Raw genomic sequence first — 18,440 nt, 5'->3', positions numbered from 1 at the left:
CTTTTTTATTAAAACCATGTTTTAATCTGACTTATTAACTTTGCCCACCATAGTTTCCAACTTGAGAGTAAATTATAATCTTGACTATTTTCTTCCATTTCAAGTGATGGAAATGCTTTATTTAATTGCTTGCATGTCGGATACTTTTGTTGCAGTTGCGCCAAATAATGTGTCTGATCATAGTCTATAAAACCATCTAAAATCCCAACCTCTGATCTATCGACTGTAGAACAATTTGAGGTCTGCTTATTCCAAGCTAAAAATGGGACAATCGGTTTAGATAAAACAAGCTGGTCATTCTTACAGTTTAATGTTGCAAATGAAACTACTTGATATTGCTGGGGTTTAGCACCATCTGGTGCATAAGCTAAACCAATAATTAATTGGTTTTTAGCTGTACTTTTACCTGAAAATCCACTGTACCATTGAGTAGGCTTTTTATATTTAACCTCATCTAGTATTGAGCGAAAAATAAATTGACCTGAACTGAGTTCAAAAATGAAGTCTGAACTCTCCTGTACTGCCAGTGAACCTTGGTAACGGGCAATAAAAACGTCATTGGGTGAATGTGGCATACAAGCCATAACTGACTGACAAAAAAATAAAGTACTCCATCCCAGATAACAAAATATTTTCATTATTTATTCAACATATCCAAGTTTAAAATGCTTTGTTTAATCTCTCTTTGAGTTCATTTAAATTACGAACCCACTCTCCACAATCATCTGAATCTTGCCATAACTCGTACAGTTTAGAATTTCCTGAGTGAGAGCATCTAACACCATAATAGCTTTTAGAACGTATAGTTTTATATGAAAAATAAAGTCTGAAACTTTTACAAATTATTTGCAATCAATAACCTAATAGATTTTTCGATCTTAAATTAATTTATGATCAAAAACTTAAATGTTCATGTCTATTTGAGGTTGATAGGTCTACAATAGTGAATATTTTTAAATAGAACTATTTTTAGTATTTATTTATCACTCCACAGTGTATCTAACACAAATTACCAATTGTCATTCCCAAGGAGTATTTAGGGTGCGCCAAGCAACAGTTTATATTGACAGTCAGGCACTGCAATATAATTTAAACCGTGTCAAACAACTTGCCCCAACAGCAAAAATTGTTAGCATGGTCAAGGCCAATGCTTACGGACATGGTGTAAAAGACTGCTTAGCAGCTTTAAAAGACAGCGATGCCTTTGGTGTCGCTTGCGTTGAAGAAGCCTTAGAAATTCGTGAATTGGGATATACGCAGCCCATCACCCTGATTGAAGGTGTTTTTTCTGCCGATGAAATGCAAAGTGTGTTGGCACACAAATTGGAATGTGTAGTGCATCATCAAGCACAGCTCGATTGGCTACTACAACATAAAGCTGATTATATCGCACAAGGCTTAAAAGTCTGGGTCAAACTCAACAGCGGCATGAATCGTTTAGGTTTTAAAATTCCTGAAATTATTGATGTGATTCACATGCTCAAAGCCGAAGGTTTTACCTGTGTGTTGACCATGCATTTTGCCAATGCCGATGGTGATCATGCTTTAAATGATCAACAAGTCGCGCAATTTTTGCATGTCAAAGACAATTGCAGCCCTATTCTTGCTTCTTGCTGTAACTCTGCTGCAATCTATCGTTATCCCGAATTGCATTTTGATTATGTACGCCCAGGCATTATGCTTTACGGTGCAACGCCTTTTGCCGCACATAATGTGCATACACTCGACTTAAAGCCTGTGATGACTTTAAGCGCAGAAGTGATCGCACTAAATGAAATTGATGCAGGCGAACACGTCGGCTACGGTTCAACCTTTACTGCAGAACAAGCCATGCAAATTGCGATTGTTTCAATTGGCTATGGCGATGGTTATCCACGTACATTTGTGCAGCCAAATTTTGTTGCGATTGGTACAAAATTAACGCCTGTACTTGGTCGTGTGTCTATGGATATGATTGCCATTGATGTCACAGGTTTAGACGTTGAATTAGGCACACAAGTTGAACTATGGGGCAAACACCGTTTGGTGGATGATGTTGCCACAGCCAATGGTACGATTGGCTATGAGTTGTTGTGTCGTTTAAGCCCTCGCCCACAGCGCAAGGCAACCAGCATTTAACTTTCTTTTTTCGATCTGTTGCATGTAGCAGTTTTGCTGCATGCAATCGTCTAAGCCATTCTCTTTTTCTTTCTTATATTTTTCTTTTCGCTTTTTATTTTCTTAAATTCACTGTATTTCCATTCATATTGATAAAAATTTGTGGTCACCCACATTTGCATTTAGCGCTTTACAGTCATCCAAATATTTAGCTGAAAATCACACTCAAAATCTCAAGAAAAAACAATATGCTCGCGCACTGTCTTTAAACTGCCACATCGCTTCAAATTCATGGATTAATCACATTTCACCAGTTCTCAGAAGTTTGTGCTGCGCGCTACGATGAATCAATGACTTCACGACTATTTAAGCCATTTATAAAAGCATCCACATGATAAGAAAATAATCTATTACCAATATTTGTTTACTTTTGACTTCAAAGCATCATCAAACTGCAGCCTCTTTGAAATATAAAACGCTTAATTTCTAAACAAGAATAAAGAGGAAAAACTCCTTAATTTTTATAACCTTATTCTGCTTAGGAAAAGAATATGTCTGAACAAAAAGTAGCTTTAGTGACGGGTGCATTAGGTGGTATTGGCAGTGAGATTTGCCGTCAACTGGTTACAGCAGGCTATAAAATTATTGCAACGGTTGTACCAAGAGAAGAAGATCGCGAAAAGCAATGGCTTAAAGACGAAGGCTTTACAGAAAGTGATGTGCGCTTTGTTTTAACCAACTTAAATGAGCATGAAGCGGCTACAGCAGCCATTCAAGAAGCAATTGATGCTGAAGGTCGTGTAGATGTGTTGGTCAACAATGCTGGTATTACCCGCGATGCAACTTTCAAAAAAATGAGCTATACGCAGTGGTCTGAAGTGATTGAAACCAACTTAAAAACACTTTTTACCGTGACTCAGCCTGTATTTAACAAAATGTTAGAACAAAAGTCTGGTCGCATTGTGAACATTAGTTCGGTGAACGGTTTAAAAGGTCAATTTGGTCAAGCCAACTACTCTGCAACTAAGGCAGGCATCATCGGCTTTAGCAAAGCTTTGGCGCAAGAAGGCGCACGTTCAAATATCTGCGTGAACGTCGTTGCACCAGGTTATACCGCAACCCCGATGGTCACAGCCATGCGCGAAGAAGTAATTAAAAGCATTGAAGCACAAATTCCTCTGCAACGTCTTGCCGCCCCTACCGAAATTGCGGCAGCAGTTATGTATTTAGTGAGTGATCATGCTGCATACGTAACAGGCGAAACCTTATCAATCAACGGCGGCTTATACATGCACTAAGCGTGTAACACCTCATTTTAATCTACAAGTTTATTTACTGGAGTGACACCCATGCTATACGGCGACTTATTTTCAAACATGAATGCTCAATACAAAAACGTGTTTGAACCGTACACCAAATTCAACAGTATAGTTGCAAAAAATTTTGCTAACTTAACCAACCTACAATTAGAAGCAGCACGCAACTATGCCAACATTGGTTTAGCACAAATGTTTGCCAATAGCGAAGTGAAAGACATGCAAAGCATGGTGAACTGCACCACCAAGCAATTAGAAACTATGAACAAACTCAGTCAGCAAATGATTGAAGATGGCAAAAAATTAGCAACACTGACTTCAGAAGTCAAAGCAGAATTTGAAAAGTTAGTCAGCGATTCAATGCCAAATAATAAATAAACACTGCTCTGAAAACCATGCGTTATCAGGACGAATGTTACGGGGAAGTGTGAAAATTTCCCCGTTTTAGTTTCAGCCTTGCACTCAATTTGATTGCTAAAAGCCATGTGCTATGGAGCGATGAAATGAAACAGAACTCATTTCAATTCAAAGAAAATATATTACAATTTTTCTCTAGCCACGATGATATCTGGAAAAAACTACAAGAATTTTATTATGGGCAAAGCCCTATTAATGACGCCTTAACACAGCTCAACAAAGAAGATATGTCTATGTTCTTTGAAGCTTTGTCTAAAAATCCAGCACGCTTGATGGAAATGCAATGGAGCTGGTGGCAAGGTCAAATGCAAATCTACCAAAATGTGATGATGCGCAGTGTGGCAAAAGACATCGAACCATTCATTCAACCTGAAAGTGGTGATCGTCGTTTTAACAGCCCATTATGGCAAGAACAACCCAATTTTGACCTGTTATCGCAGTCTTATTTGCTGTTTAGCCAACTGGTACAAAATATGGTGGATGTCGTAGAAGGCATTCCAGACAAAGTGCGTTACCGCATTCACTTTTTTACCCGTCAAATGATTAATGCTTTATCACCAAGCAATTTTCTTTGGACTAACCCTGAAGTGATTCAGCAAACCATTACCGAACAAGGCGAAAACCTTGTCCGTGGTATGCAAATTTTCCATGATGATGTGGTCAATAGCGGAAAATATTTATCTATTCGCATAGTCAATAGTGACTCTTTTAGCTTGGGTAAAGATTTAGCCTATACACCAGGCGCAGTGGTCTTTGAAAATGAAATTTTCCAGTTGTTGCAATATGAAGCAACGACAGAAAATGTATATCAAACCCCGATTCTAATCGTGCCGCCATTTATTAATAAATATTATGTGCTGGATTTACGCGAACAAAACTCATTGGTGAACTGGTTACGTCAGCAAGGTCATACGGTCTTTTTAATGTCTTGGCGTAACCCAAATGCTGAACAAAAAGAACTCACTTTCGCTGATCTGATCACCGCAGGTGCGGTTGAAGCTTTGCGTGTTATTGAAGAAATTACAGGAGAAAAAGAAGCCAACTGTATCGGCTATTGTATTGGTGGTACTTTACTTGCTGCAACGCAGGCTTATTACGTGGCAAAACGCCTGAAAAGTCATGTGAAATCTGCCACGTATATGGCAACCATTATCGACTTTGAAAACCCAGGCAGCTTAGGCGTATTTATTAATGAACCTGTGATTAGTGGTTTAGAAACCTTAAATAATCAATTGGGTTATTTTGATGGTCGCCAGTTGGCAGTCACGTTCAGTTTGTTACGTGAAAATACCCTGTACTGGAACTACTACATCGAGAACTATTTAAAAGGCAAAGAGCCTTCAGATTTCGATATTTTGTATTGGAACAGCGACGGCACCAATATTCCTGCCAAAATTCATAATTTCTTATTGCGTAATTTGTATTTGAATAATGAATTGATTTCACCAAATGCAGTAAAAGTGAACGGTGTTGGACTCAACCTTTCTCGTGTCAAAACACCAAGCTTCTTTATTGCAACGCAGGAAGATCATATCGCACTTTGGGATACAAGCTTCCGTGGTGCAGATTACTTAGGTAGTGAATCTACACTGGTACTTGGTGAATCTGGACACGTGGCAGGCATTGTGAATCCGCCAAGTCGTAATAAATACGGCTGCTATACCAACTCTGCCAAGTTTGAAAATACCAAGCAATGGCTAGATGGTGCAGAGTATCATCCTGAGTCTTGGTGGCTACGCTGGCAGGCTTGGGTTACACCGTATACAGGCGAACAAGTCCCTGCCCGCGCCTTAGGTAATGCGCAATATCCAATGATAGAAGCAGCACCAGGTCGCTATGTTTTGGTAAATTTATTTTAATCAGTCATATAACAACAGCAATGCACATGCTATATATCATGTGCATCCACAGAAACGTAAACATAAAATTTAAGGATATAAAATGAAAGATGTTGTCATTGTTGCTGCAAAACGTACTGCAATTGGTAGCTTTTTAGGTAGTCTCGCTTCTTTATCTGCACCACAATTGGGGCAAACAGCAATTCGTGCAGTCTTAGACAGTGCTAAAGTACAGCCTGAACAAGTCGATCAGGTGATTATGGGTAACGTACTCACTACAGGTGTAGGACAAAACCCTGCACGTCAAGCCGCAATTGCTGCAGGTATTCCTGTACAAGTGCCTGCATCAACGCTAAACGTGGTGTGTGGTTCGGGATTACGTGCCGTACATTTGGCTGCACAAGCGATTCAGTGTGATGAAGCAGAAATTGTAGTTGCTGGTGGTCAAGAATCAATGTCACAAAGCGCACACTATATGCAGTTGCGTAACGGTCAAAAAATGGGGAATGCCCAGTTGATCGACAGTATGGTGGCTGATGGTTTAACCGATGCTTATAACCAATATCACATGGGTATTACTGCAGAAAATATTGTAGAAAAGCTTGGTTTAAACCGTGAAGAACAAGACCAATTGGCACTGACTTCACAACAACGCGCGGCTGCAGCACAAGCGGCTGGTAAATTTAAAGATGAAATTGCAGCTGTAAGCATTCCACAGCGTAAAGGCGACCCAATTGTATTTGCTGAAGATGAATACATCAAAGCCAATACCACCCTTGAAAGCTTGAATAAATTGCGCCCTGCGTTCAAAAAAGATGGCAGCGTAACCGCAGGTAATGCTTCTGGTATTAACGATGGTGCAGCAGCAGTGTTAATGATGAGCGCAGACAAAGCTGCAGCATTAGGCCTACAACCTTTAGCACGTATTAAAGCCTATGCAATGTCGGGTATTGAGCCTGAAATTATGGGTCTTGGCCCTGTTGAAGCGGTTAAGAAAACCTTAAATAAAGCAGGCTGGAGCTTAGATCAGGTCGATTTAATTGAAGCCAACGAAGCCTTTGCCGCACAAGCACTAGGTGTTGCCAAAGAATTAGGCTTAGACCTAGATAAAGTAAACGTGAATGGTGGCGCAATTGCCCTCGGTCACCCGATTGGTGCTTCAGGTTGCCGTATCCTCGTGACGTTACTACACGAAATGCAACGCCGTGATGCGAAAAAAGGCATCGCAACGCTTTGCGTAGGCGGTGGTATGGGTGTTGCACTTGCGGTTGAACGCGACTAAGTAACCGAGCCGAAAGTACTGCACGAGTCAAAGCTATTGAATTTGATAGCTGTTCAAAGCCAGTAATAAGTTAAGACATAATGGGAGCTTCGGCTTCCACTATTTTTTTAACTACACAGAGCTTAAAATAATATTGTTGTCGATTAATTTGACATGACAAGTTCTGCTTAATCCACCGAAAGTAAGTGCTGAATATGATCACTAAAGTGATAAAAATGCATGGTATCGGGTTGCTGTTTCAGCTGTTGCCATGCGTCTACAAACGACGTCCAACCTAAATCTTTTAGGCATTGCACAATCATTTCCAATTGCGACAAAGTCTTTTCAGTCGATTGTTTTAACCGAATTTGTCGGTCTAATTGTTCAATTTTTTGCCCCAATTGGAAAAATAAATATATCTGCTGTGGTTCTGCATCTAATAGTGCTTCGCAGTCTTGTACCACATCACAAATATAACTCGCGTTATCGCACGCATTTTGAATACATTGCTGTAATTCAACATAAGTAGCTTTAGAAAACACCTGTGCCAAGTTTTGAATTTTTGTCCGTGTTTGCTCAAACTGCATCGCAAATGAAGCAGGCTGTTCTTCGTTTAAAATCAATTCATTTAAAGAAGCTGCATCAAATGCAGGCAAACAAAAGGCATGTGCATAAGTCAAAGCAGCATCATTTTGTTTAAATGGAAATTGCTGACATACATATTGAATACGGGTTAAATATCGGGCTAACCAAAAAATTTCTCGCGCATCGCTGCTAGATAAATTCACGGTTGTTTCATCCTCCTAACTCTAAGGTCTGTTGATAATTCATCGCGATAAAGCACCTCAATCGCCTTGCCCAATTAACCTACAGCACTCATCCACTCAGACCGCTTTTATTTACATAAACCTGTATCTACCATACAAAACAATGACAGGTTTTCACTTAAACACAACTATTCAATCTTGCTTTTCTAATTGATCCAAGTATGGCTTGAGGTCATAGTTTCTGATTCACTTCTATTATTTGATTAACTTTGCCCGTCCAAATTTTGTGATATTTACTGCAAAATCTGCGGTTATATTTTGCCCTTTTTCAGTAAAAAACTTGCTAATCATTCCGAGTTTTCTTATTGTGTGGAAGAACAAGTTTTCATCCGTATGAATTGACCTAGTAAATATTGAATATGTCTATACAAGAAAAAGAAACATCTAATAGTTTATATCGCCAATGGCAAATTTTATCGCGCCTTTCTACAGGTAAATGGATGGGCACACGTGAATTACACGATGTCCTGCAACGTGAAGGTATCGACATTAGTTTGCGTACGATTCAACGTGACTTAAATCAAATTTCTCAGCGCTTTCCAATTGAAAGTAATGGTACCGTACCACAAGGTTGGCGCTGGCGTTCAGATGCACCGATTCAAAGTTTACCGCACATGACCAGCTCTCAAGCGGTAACGTTTATGATGGTCGAGGAACATTTAAAACATCTGCTGCCGCCAAGTTTGATTGAAGAAATGAACCCATGGTTTGATTTGGCACGACGCAGTCTATCGACCCAAAACAATGTCCGCCAATGGATTAATCGTGTGCGAATTGTGCCTGCAACACAACCTTTAATTCCACCAGTCGTAGACCGCAATGCACAACAGGCGATATATGAAGGCTTGCTCCAAGACAAACAACTAGAATGTATTTATCAATCACGCAGCAATTCAGGCGAAGAAAAAACTTATGTGCTGAATCCTTTGGCTTTGGTGCAAAAAGGTGCGGTGATTTATTTAATCTGTACTCGATTTGACAAAACCGACATTCAAACCTTTGCCCTGCATCGTTTTAAAGCAGCCAAAGTTTTAGATTCACGCGCCTTGCATCCTGTTAATTTTGATATTGATGCCTATATTGAATCTGGCGAATTAGGTTTTAGAGTCGATTTCAGTAAAGCTACTGAAAATATTCAGCTCAAACTTACCATGCAAAAAGCTGATGCCATATACTTCGATGAAAGCCAATTAAGCAAAGATCAAACTATGGAAACACTGGAAAATGGTAATGTGTTGGTGACTGCCACTGTGCCGTTTACCTCACAATTGGTTTGGTGGTTGCGTAGTTTTGGTAAAAAGCTAATTCAGATTGAACCTGTAGAAGTTGCCAATGCGGTGCATCAAACTCAGGAATAAAAAAGCCCCAAATATATTGGGGCGATAGCATTATCGTTCTCTTTTAAATCAAATTATTGTGATTGCTGATTGAAGTTAAAATTAAAATTGACTCGGCATCGTTCAGCGTGGGCATGCCAGTTCAGCTGTACTATAACGAATGCTTTTTAAAGTCATATTTTGCTCCTATCTATGTTGATAAGTGTCACTTTAAATGCTCCTGATCTAGCTGTGAAATCATAAGATATGCAGTCGAAATCAGATTTATTCTTATACGCAACTTCTTCTTTGCTTAGCATCTGATTTACTTTGGCGCATAAAAAAGCCCGTAATTTAAATTGTGGGCTTCTTCATCAATCCATCAAACCTTAAGCAGATTTACGTGACTGTGCATTTTTACGAATGGTGATCATCACCAATTGAACTGCGGCAGGTGTCACACCTGGAATACGACTGGCTTGTGCCAAAGTTTCAGGCAAAACATGCTTCAATTTTAGCGTGATTTCACGCGATAAACCTGACACTGCATCATAATCAAAATCGGCAGGGATTTTGGTTTCTTCCAAGCGTTTTAATTGTGCGACATCTTCATGCTGACGGTTGATATAACCTGCATATTTCACTGCAATTTCAATTTGATCGCCCACTTGTGCAGAAACGTCTGAACCCGTTAATTCTGCGATTTGCGCAAAACTGATATTTGGACGTTTTAACAGATCAATCGCAGAACATTCTTTGGATAAATCTGCACCTGTCATTTCAACAAATTTTTTACCCATTGGGTTGTTTGGTGCAGCCCACAAATGTTGTAAACGCCCTGTTTCACGTTCTACTGCTTCCATTTTTTCACAGTAAGCTGCCCAACGAGTGTCATCCACCAAACCAAGCTCACGACCAATTGGCGTCAAACGCTGATCGGCATTATCTTCACGCAACATCAAACGGTATTCCGCACGTGAGGTAAACATGCGGTACGGTTCTTTGGTACCTAGCGTGATCAAATCATCAACCAATACACCAATATAAGCTTCGTCACGTTTTGGTGTCCATTGTTCCTGATCCCAAGCGCGACGTGCCGCATTCAAACCAGCTAACACACCTTGCGCACCCGCTTCTTCATAGCCAGTCGTACCATTAATTTGACCTGCAAAATACAAGTTATTAATGGCTTTGGTTTCCAAAGTGAATTTCAAGGCTTGTGGATTGAAGTAATCATATTCAATCGCATAACCTGGACGCAAAATATGCGCATTTTCCATACCACGAATTGAACGAACTAACTCGAACTGCACATCAAACGGTAAAGAGGTTGAAATCCCGTTTGGATACAATTCATGTGTATCTAAACCTTCAGGCTCCAAAAATACCTGATGCGAGTCTTTATCAGAAAAACGGTGAATTTTATCTTCAATCGATGGGCAGTAACGTGGGCCAACACCTTCAATCACACCTGTATACATCGGTGAACGATCTAAACCACCACGAATAATTTCGTGAGTACGTTCATTGGTATGGGTGATATAGCAGTTCACTTGTTCAGGGTGCATCGACACATCACCCATGAATGACATGGTTGGTGATGGGAAATCACCTGGCTGCGGAATCATGACCGAAAAATCGACTGAGCGTGCATCAATACGTGGTGGCGTACCTGTTTTTAAACGCCCAACAGGCAAATTTAATTCACGTAAACGTGCCGCCAAAGCAATTGATGGAGGATCGCCTGCACGACCACCGCTCGATTTTTCTAAACCGATGTGAATCACACCACCCAAGAATGTACCTGTGGTCAATACCACGGTTTTCGCATCAAAACGAATCCCCATTTGAGTGACTACACCTTTTACAGTATCGCCTTCTACAATCAGGTCATCGGCTGCTTGTTGGAAAATATCTAAATTGGCTTGGTTTTCTAAAGTGGCGCGAATCGCAGCTTTAAAGCGAACTCGGTCTGCCTGCGCACGTGTTGCACGAACAGCAGCACCTTTACGCGAGTTTAAAATACGGAATTGAATCCCGCTTTTATCGGCAGCCAATGCCATTGCGCCGCCTAAGGCATCAATCTCACGTACCAAATGCGACTTACCAATCCCGCCAATTGCAGGGTTACAGCTCATCTGCCCTAAAGTCTCAATGTTATGAGTTAAGAGTAAGGTTTGACGACCCATACGTGCTGCTGCAAGCGCCGCTTCGGTGCCTGCGTGACCGCCACCAATAACAATGACATCGTAAACTTTAGGATAGTGCATAATGGTCAATGAGAGATAAAAAATAAAGACGGAATATTATAGCAAAACTTGTGGCATAAGTTGACAGATTCAGTCGATTTTATTGGCTTAACCGCGCTACAAAATTAATATTTTGTAATCCAAATTTGCATTTTTACTGTACATAAAAACATTTAGACCTAAAAATTAACCAGATCACCGTTGTTTTAATTTGTCTATTTTTTATCCTAATAGCACAGATATGAGAAACAAAGGGAAACATCATGAATAAGAAAATTTTGCTGTCCTCTATGCTTTGTGGCTTATTTTTCAGTCCATTTGCAGTGCAGGCAAATGATAAAGTAGAAACCGTCTATAACGCGCAAAAATTCCAGCAAGTCTGTAAAGGTAAAACTCAGGGCGCACCTGTAAGCTTTGCTTATCGTGGGATTATCTGGAATGGTACCTGTGAACCACAATTCTTTAGTTCATCTAAAGCAGTGAAATTACAAGGCAATGAGCCTGAATTATACCGTTCTTGTATGGCAGATGCGCAAAGCACCGTCATTACAGTCAATGGTACTGAGTTAAAAGGCAAATGTGCCTTAGGCTTTACGCCACCACGCCCTGCTGCCATGTGATCAATCACTTAATCTATATTTTCATGAACAGATCGGCTTGTATTCATTCAAACTGAAAGCATGAAAATAACACCAAAGCAGTCATTTATAAGAAGTGACTGCTTTGTTTATTGCAGAAGCTCAAAAAACAATTACACTGCAAAGAGAGGGAAAATTATACCCATAAGAAAAAAATAAAGGATGTGCTATGGATTCAGGCTTTTTTACCTTTTTTCTACCACTGACCTTGGCTGTGATGATGATGGGCTTAGGCTTACAACTCACGCCTAAAGACTTTATTCGGGTCAATCAATTTCCTAAAGTCATTTTTTTAACGCTTTTTTCACAATTGGTCATTTTGCCTGTTTTAGCATTTTCAATTTGTTTATTTTTAGAATTGCCACCGCTATTGGCAATTGGCTTAATGCTGCTTGCTGCCTCACCAGGGGGGCCTACTGCGAACTTATTTAGCTATGTCTATAAAGGTGACGTTGCCCTAAATATTACCCTAACCGCAATGAACTCTGTGATGGCGACCTTTACGCTGCCTTTTATTGTTAATTTGTCTTTTCTGTATTTTATGACCGATCAACAACAAATTGGCATGCCAATTGAAAAAATGGCACAGGTTTTTTTACTGATTATTGTGCCTGTTTGTGTAGGAATGGCGGTGCGTAATGCAATGCCACAAATTGCATTACAGTTGGGCAAACCTATGCGTTTGATGTCCATTTATTTCATTTTCGCTTTATTCTTTTATGCGCTTTTCCGCGAACGCGCCAATGTCTTTGACTATTTCAGTGCGATTGGTATCGCCACAGCGCTTTTTTGCTTTTTAAGTTTACTTATTGGTTATCTTGTGCCGTATTTGGCGGGTGTGCCTGATCAACAAGCACGCTCTTGTTGTTTTGAAATTGGCATTCATAACACTGCTGTTTCTTTAACCGTTGCGCTATCGGTTTTGCAAAGCACTGAAATTGCCATTCCTTCTGCGATTTACACCATTTTTATGTATATGTTCAGCTTTATTTTAGGGAGTATGTTAGCTAGACAATCGGCCAAACTTGCCCATCAACACAAACAGGAGCAGAGTTTAAACCACAATAAAAATACAATTTAAAACGTGAGCAAAATTAACTACATATTAAACAAACAGTTAAATATCAAATAAATTATTGTAGATGTAAAAACAAAGGAGTGTTTATGGATTCAGGATTAATCACAATATTTTTGCCGCTGGCTTTGGCCGTGGTCATGGCTGGACTTGGCTTAGAACTCACTCCTAACGACTTTAAACGGGTGAGCAAACACCCCAAAGCAGTGTTTATTGCTTTATTTTGTCAATTGGTCGTCCTGACAGCAATTGCATTCTTTATTTGTAAACTGCTGAATTTACCACCATTGCTTGCAGTCGGACTCATGCTACTGGCAGCATCTCCTGGCGGGCCAACAGCCAACTTGTTTAGCTACTTATATAAGGGCGATATTGCCCTAAACATCACCCTTACTGCCGTCAATTCCGTGATTGCAGCATTTACCTTACCACTGATTGTCAACTTTGCCATTCAGCATTTTATGCAGGATGGGCAACAAGTTGGCTTACAATTTGCCAAAGTATTGCAGGTGTTTTTAATTATTATTATTATCCCTGTCACTTTAGGGATGTTAGTACGCCATTTTAGCCCTCAAACGGCAGACCGCTTAAACAAACCTGTGCGTATTTTTGCTGTGGTTTTTCTAATTGTGATTATTATTGGCGCAATTGCCAAAGAGCGAAACAACATCATGCTTTATTTGGCAGATGTAGGACTTGCCACTGCCCTGTTCTGTGCCTGCAGTTTATTGATTGGTTATTTTGTCCCGCGTTTCTTTGGCGTAAATAGCCAACAAGCCCGAGCCTGCGCCTTTGAAATTGGCATTCACAACAGTACCCTTGCAATGACTATCGCCCTAACCGTTATGTCAAGCTCAACCATTGCCATGCCTGCTGCGGTTTATTCTATTTTCATGTATATTTTTGCCGCAATTTTAGGCACATTACTAAATAAATTTGTGCCGACACCTGCATCGGAGCAATCTGCATCCTAAACAAGTCTCTCAATCATCCCCAATCCAGCAATTTGACTGTTTTGGGGATGATTGAGCGATGATGGTTCAAACAAATTCTTAACTTATATTTTTTAGAGTTATATTTTTGTCACATTATTCGACTATAAGCATAAAGCGAATTTGAAACTTCCAATCGTATAGAGTTTTCCCTTTCGCAATCCTAATAAAAAATAACAGCGCCTGCAGCAGTTCAGTTACAATAGCGCTTACGCATTAAATTTTAGGTTATCTCCGTGAAGTGGTTACAAATACATATTACTGTTGATCAAGCGCAAGTCGATTTTACTGAAACCCTGCTCAGTTCATTGGGTGCAGTCAGCGTAACCTTAGATGATGCGGAAAATCAGGACTTACTTGAACCACTGCCAGGTGAAACACCACTTTGGAACAAAGTCATTGTGACAGGTATTTATGCACAAGACGAAGGTGAAGAAATTGATGTTGCAGCCTTAGAAACCTTTATTCGTGCGCAAATGCCAGATGCCCCTTTACGCAGTGAATTTTTGGAAGATCAGGTTTGGGAACGCTCATGGATGGATTACTACGAGCCAATCCAGATTGCAGAGAAATTCTGGATTGTACCTGAATGGTTAGAACCACCTGAGGCAGATGCAGTCAATATCAAACTTGACCCAGGTTTGGCTTTTGGTACAGGTAACCATGCCAGTACGTTCCTGTGCCTGCAATGGTTAGGTAAAACCAATGTAAAAGATAAAGTCGTGATCGACTACGGTTGTGGTTCAGGTATTTTAGGAGTAGCGGCTTTGTTGCTCGGTGCAAAAAAAGTCTATGCGACTGATATTGACCCGCAAGCAGTTTTAGCGACCAAACAAAATGCAGAACTCAACGGTGTACTTAAAAACTTATATGTTGGACTTCCAGAAGAGTTCAATGAAACCATTGGCAATGAAAAAGCAGACATTTTGGTTGCCAATATTTTGGCAGGCCCATTGATGATGCTTGCGCCAGAGTTTGCAACTTTAATTAAATCTGAGGGCGAGTTCGCACTTGCAGGTGTAATTGAAGAGCAAGTTGCTGAAGTTTCTAGTGTTTATTCTGAATTTTTTGATATAGTACAAGTCGAAAAACGTGAAGAAAACTGGTGTCGAATTTCTGGGAAACGCCATCCCCACTAACTGTAATTTTTGAGTTATGAGTGACAAGCAAACCAAGTGCCCTGAATGCCAAACTGTTTATAAAGTATCCGTTGCGCAGCTGACCGTTGCGCAAGGGATGGTTTGTTGTCCTAAATGCGACAATACCTTTAATGCTCTTTCGCATTTGGTATTTGCCTTTCCTCAAAATAAAAACTCAGTCACATCACAATTACATCACATTCAAAACCGCAGTTTTATGCAGGCAACTGCTGAACTTGCGCAACCGCAACATATTTTAGATATTTTTCAGCGTAAAGTTGAACATTCCAATATTGATCTGAAAACCTATCTGAATAACCTCAATTATTTCAGTACTGAACCGATTGGCAACATTCCTGCCATGAAGTTGTCTGCGCCTGATCTTGAAAGTGAAAAAAAGCATGGCAATGGTTACTACTTACTTTGGGGAATTATTAATCTTTTATTGATTGGCTTGTTGATCTTCCAAATTTTGTGGTTTAACCCAAAGTTTTTAAACAGCAGCCCTGCACTGAATTCTGTGTTTACCCAAGTCTGTCAATTTTTTAACTGTAGCAGTTTAGAAGAACGCTATAGCTTAATTTCAGCAAATCGCGTGAAGGTTAAACGTGTAGATCGTATGAATACACAATTTACGGGTGAGCTGATCAATTACTATGATAAAAGCTTGGCTTTGCCTAATATCAAAGTCACTTTAAAAGAAAAACAACAAACATTATCGACTTACATCTATTCCCCACAGGAGTATTTGGTCGAAAGTCTTTCGAGCATTCAACGTATTCCTAAAAACAGTCCATTTAAGTTTGACATTTTAGTTCCAATATCACGAAACGACTTCGATGCCTATACTTTAGAAATTATCAAGCCTTAATTCACAAAAAAATAGTGAAAAAATAGCGAAAAAAATTAAAAAAATTGCAGTTTTCTTGCTCACTTTTTCTCATACAATGGTATCATACGCGCCACGAAAGCTTTGTGCTGCAAACTCCTCGCAAGATTCACAACAAATATAGATCTGTCTAATGCGCTTTATTTTTATATATCGCGTACAGAGTAGATTTTTTGTTTTGATTTTGGTCTGTAACAATTATTAATGTATTGTTACGCTTAAATTTCGACCAATGCCTAGAGTTGTGGCAAGCTAAATGTTCCAGTTTTAGAACTTCCCGTTTTAGGATCTAAAACGGAGTTCATTTAATTTATAGACCACATTGATATATCACTTTATCCCAGTGATATCTGATTTTCGGATTAATTCGCATGAATAGCAAATCTCCTATTTTTACTGCACAATCTGATGTTGCTTTACGTATTCACGTAGATCGCGCAGTTCGCCATTATTTTGCACAACTACAAGGTGAACAACCTTCACAAGTGTATGACATGGTGTTAGCAGAAATGGAGAAACCTCTTTTATCTGTTGTTCTTGAATACACTCGCGGTAACCAAACACGCGCTGCTGAAATTCTTGGACTAAACCGTGGTACTTTACGTAAAAAGTTAAAAGCTCACGGTTTAATGAGTGAATAAGTGATAAAATGCTTGCGACCTCCGCAGGCATTTTTTTTTACCTGCATTTTGCTAGTTTGTTTTAATCTGTAATTGAAAACTGTGACGAAGATCATGACTATTAAACGCGCTTTAATCTCTGTTTCTGACAAAACAGGTATTGTTGAATTTGCACAAGACCTTGCTGCTCTTGGGGTAGAAATTTTATCTACTGGCGGTACTTATAAGTTGCTTAAAGACAACAATATTGCTGTCGTAGAAGTATCAGAGCATACTGGTTTCCCTGAAATGATGGATGGTCGTGTAAAAACGTTACACCCAAAAATTCATGGCGGTATCTTGGCTCGTCGTGGTCTAGACGAAGCAGTCATGGCAGAACACAATATTGATGCCATCGACTTGGTTGTTGTTAACCTTTATCCATTTGCTGCGACTGTTGCAAAACCAAATTGTTCACTTGCAGATGCGATTGAGAACATCGACATTGGTGGCCCTACTATGGTTCGCGCTGCAGCGAAAAACCATGCTTCTGTAGGTATTGTAGTAAATGCTTCTGACTATGCGACTGTTATTGCAGAAATGAAAAGCAACGGTGCATTGTCTTACGAAACTCGTTTTGATTTGGCAGTGAAAGCATTTGAACACACTGCACAATATGACGGCATGATCGCCTCTTACTTAGGTGCACGTGTAGGTAAAGAAGAAGGTACTGCTGACCAATTTTCACGTACATTCAATACACAATTGAACAAAGCGCAAGATTTACGTTACGGCGAAAACCCGCATCAATCTGCAGCGTTCTATGTAGACCCTGCTGCAACTGAAGCTTCTGTTTCTACAGCGAAACAGCTTCAAGGTAAAGAATTATCTTATAACAACATTGCAGATACTGATGCCGCACTTGAATGTGTGAAATCATTTGCAAAACCTGCTTGTGTGATCCTAAAACACGCGAACCCATGTGGTGTTGCTGTCTCTTTAGACGGTATTCAAGCAGCTTATGACCTTGCTTATGCAACTGACCCTGAATCTGCATTTGGTGGCATCATTGCGTTTAACCGTGAGTTAGACGTTGCGACTGCACAAGCGATTGTAGGCCGTCAATTCGTTGAAGTGATCATTGCACCAAGCATTGCTGATGGCGTACTTGAAGTGACTGGCGCGAAGAAAAACGTACGTGTACTGGTATGTGGCGAACTTCCTGCGATTGATGCACGCGCTCCACAAATGGATTACAAACGTGTCAACGGCGGTTTATTGGTTCAAGATCAAGACTTGGGCATGATCACGAAAGATGACTTAAAAGTTGTGACCAAACGTGCACCAACTGAACAAGAAATTGACGACATGATCTTTGCTTGGAAAGTTGCGAAATACGTAAAATCGAACGCAATTGTTTATGCAAAAAACCGTCAGACCATTGGTGTTGGTGCAGGTCAAATGAGCCGTGTAAACTCTGCTCGTATTGCTGCCATTAAAGCAGAACATGCAGGTTTAGTGGTTGAAGGTGCAGTAATGGCATCTGACGCATTCTTCCCATTCCGTGATGGTATTGATAACGCAGCTAAAGCTGGTATCAAATGCATTATTCAACCGGGTGGTTCTATGCGTGATGAAGAAACGATTGCAGCAGCAGATGAAGCTGGTATTGCAATGGTCTTCACTGGCATGCGTCATTTCCGTCACTAATTAAACTCATTAATTAGAAGTCGTATTTAATAATCCTCCGAAATCCCCCTTTTTTATAAAAGGGGGACTTTTCACGT

16 protein-coding genes are annotated in these 18,440 nt (G+C 40.0%); 13 read left to right on the top strand and 3 right to left on the bottom strand.

Going from position 1 to position 18,440, the window contains the following annotated elements; genetic code table 11:
* Positions 1-8 precede the first annotated feature (8 nt).
* Positions 9-575 carry a hypothetical protein gene (locus FTU66_RS10085; protein ID WP_026438364.1) on the bottom strand — a complete coding sequence of 189 codons (567 nt, stop codon included), beginning with the start codon at positions 573-575 and terminating at the stop codon, positions 9-11.
* A gap of 466 nt (positions 576-1,041) precedes the next feature.
* On the opposite strand from FTU66_RS10085, the gene alr reads away from it, so the two are divergent.
* The 5 genes from alr (at position 1,042) to FTU66_RS10060 (ending at position 6,950) form a co-directional block, all read left to right on the top strand.
* Positions 1,042-2,118: an alanine racemase gene (alr, locus tag FTU66_RS10080; RefSeq protein WP_179989546.1), complete on the top strand. Its 1,077-nt coding sequence runs from the start codon at positions 1,042-1,044 to the stop codon at positions 2,116-2,118.
* A gap of 530 nt (positions 2,119-2,648) precedes the next feature.
* A complete protein-coding gene (locus FTU66_RS10075; RefSeq protein ID WP_004973144.1) occupies positions 2,649-3,395 on the top strand; it encodes a beta-ketoacyl-ACP reductase in 747 nt (248 codons plus the stop codon).
* A 51-nt stretch (positions 3,396-3,446) separates the two neighbouring features.
* Positions 3,447-3,791 (top strand): phasin family protein, encoded by a 345-nt coding sequence (locus FTU66_RS10070; RefSeq protein WP_004973142.1) that lies wholly within the window; start codon positions 3,447-3,449, stop codon positions 3,789-3,791.
* Positions 3,792-3,916: 125 nt separating this feature from the next.
* Complete coding sequence (locus FTU66_RS10065; protein ID WP_180112767.1) at positions 3,917-5,689, top strand: class I poly(R)-hydroxyalkanoic acid synthase; 1,773 nt, start codon at positions 3,917-3,919, stop codon at positions 5,687-5,689.
* An 82-nt stretch (positions 5,690-5,771) separates the two neighbouring features.
* Positions 5,772-6,950 carry an acetyl-CoA C-acetyltransferase gene (locus FTU66_RS10060; RefSeq protein ID WP_179988648.1) on the top strand — a complete coding sequence of 393 codons (1,179 nt, stop codon included), beginning with the start codon at positions 5,772-5,774 and terminating at the stop codon, positions 6,948-6,950.
* A 167-nt stretch (positions 6,951-7,117) separates the two neighbouring features.
* On the opposite strand, the gene FTU66_RS10055 is transcribed toward FTU66_RS10060, so the two are convergent.
* The gene (locus FTU66_RS10055; protein ID WP_004973138.1) at positions 7,118-7,717 is read right to left on the bottom strand and encodes a hypothetical protein; all 600 of its coding nucleotides are present in this window, start codon (positions 7,715-7,717) and stop codon (positions 7,118-7,120) included.
* Positions 7,718-8,115: 398 nt separating this feature from the next.
* Between FTU66_RS10055 and FTU66_RS13555 the strand changes: the two genes are divergently transcribed.
* Entirely contained in the window at positions 8,116-9,114 is a 999-nt protein-coding gene (locus FTU66_RS13555) for a YafY family protein (protein WP_004973137.1), read from the top strand.
* A 347-nt stretch (positions 9,115-9,461) separates the two neighbouring features.
* Here FTU66_RS13555 and mnmG read toward each other — a convergent pair whose 3' ends face one another.
* On the bottom strand, positions 9,462-11,342 hold the full coding sequence (gene mnmG, locus FTU66_RS10045) for a tRNA uridine-5-carboxymethylaminomethyl(34) synthesis enzyme MnmG (RefSeq protein WP_096900911.1): 1,881 nt from the start codon (positions 11,340-11,342) through the stop codon (positions 9,462-9,464).
* Positions 11,343-11,584: 242 nt separating this feature from the next.
* On the opposite strand from mnmG, the gene FTU66_RS10040 reads away from it, so the two are divergent.
* The 7 genes from FTU66_RS10040 to purH all read left to right on the top strand — a co-directional run bounded on the left by FTU66_RS10040 (position 11,585) and on the right by purH (position 18,363).
* Positions 11,585-11,941, top strand: coding sequence for a hypothetical protein (locus FTU66_RS10040; RefSeq protein ID WP_180112766.1), 357 nt, complete (start codon positions 11,585-11,587; stop codon positions 11,939-11,941).
* 187 nt (positions 11,942-12,128) lie between these two features.
* On the top strand, positions 12,129-13,040 hold the full coding sequence (locus tag FTU66_RS10035) for a bile acid:sodium symporter family protein (protein ID WP_004973134.1): 912 nt from the start codon (positions 12,129-12,131) through the stop codon (positions 13,038-13,040).
* An 83-nt stretch (positions 13,041-13,123) separates the two neighbouring features.
* The gene (locus FTU66_RS10030; RefSeq protein WP_180112765.1) at positions 13,124-14,008 is read left to right on the top strand and encodes a bile acid:sodium symporter family protein; all 885 of its coding nucleotides are present in this window, start codon (positions 13,124-13,126) and stop codon (positions 14,006-14,008) included.
* 254 nt (positions 14,009-14,262) lie between these two features.
* On the top strand, positions 14,263-15,165 hold the full coding sequence (gene prmA / locus FTU66_RS10025) for a 50S ribosomal protein L11 methyltransferase (protein WP_004973131.1): 903 nt from the start codon (positions 14,263-14,265) through the stop codon (positions 15,163-15,165).
* A 16-nt stretch (positions 15,166-15,181) separates the two neighbouring features.
* A complete protein-coding gene (locus FTU66_RS10020; protein WP_004973129.1) occupies positions 15,182-16,036 on the top strand; it encodes a DUF3426 domain-containing protein in 855 nt (284 codons plus the stop codon).
* A gap of 389 nt (positions 16,037-16,425) precedes the next feature.
* A complete protein-coding gene (gene fis / locus FTU66_RS10015) occupies positions 16,426-16,695 on the top strand; it encodes a DNA-binding transcriptional regulator Fis (protein ID WP_001086304.1) in 270 nt (89 codons plus the stop codon).
* A 93-nt stretch (positions 16,696-16,788) separates the two neighbouring features.
* Entirely contained in the window at positions 16,789-18,363 is a 1,575-nt protein-coding gene (gene purH / locus FTU66_RS10010; protein WP_180112764.1) for a bifunctional phosphoribosylaminoimidazolecarboxamide formyltransferase/IMP cyclohydrolase, read from the top strand.
* Positions 18,364-18,440: the final 77 nt, after the last annotated feature.

Origin of the sequence: Acinetobacter sp. YH12131, from assembly GCF_013418635.1 — a bacterium.
Classification (GTDB): domain Bacteria; phylum Pseudomonadota; class Gammaproteobacteria; order Pseudomonadales; family Moraxellaceae; genus Acinetobacter; species Acinetobacter towneri.
The sequence above is the reverse complement of the archived record's forward strand: the minus strand, read 5'-3'. Positions and strand labels throughout refer to the sequence as shown.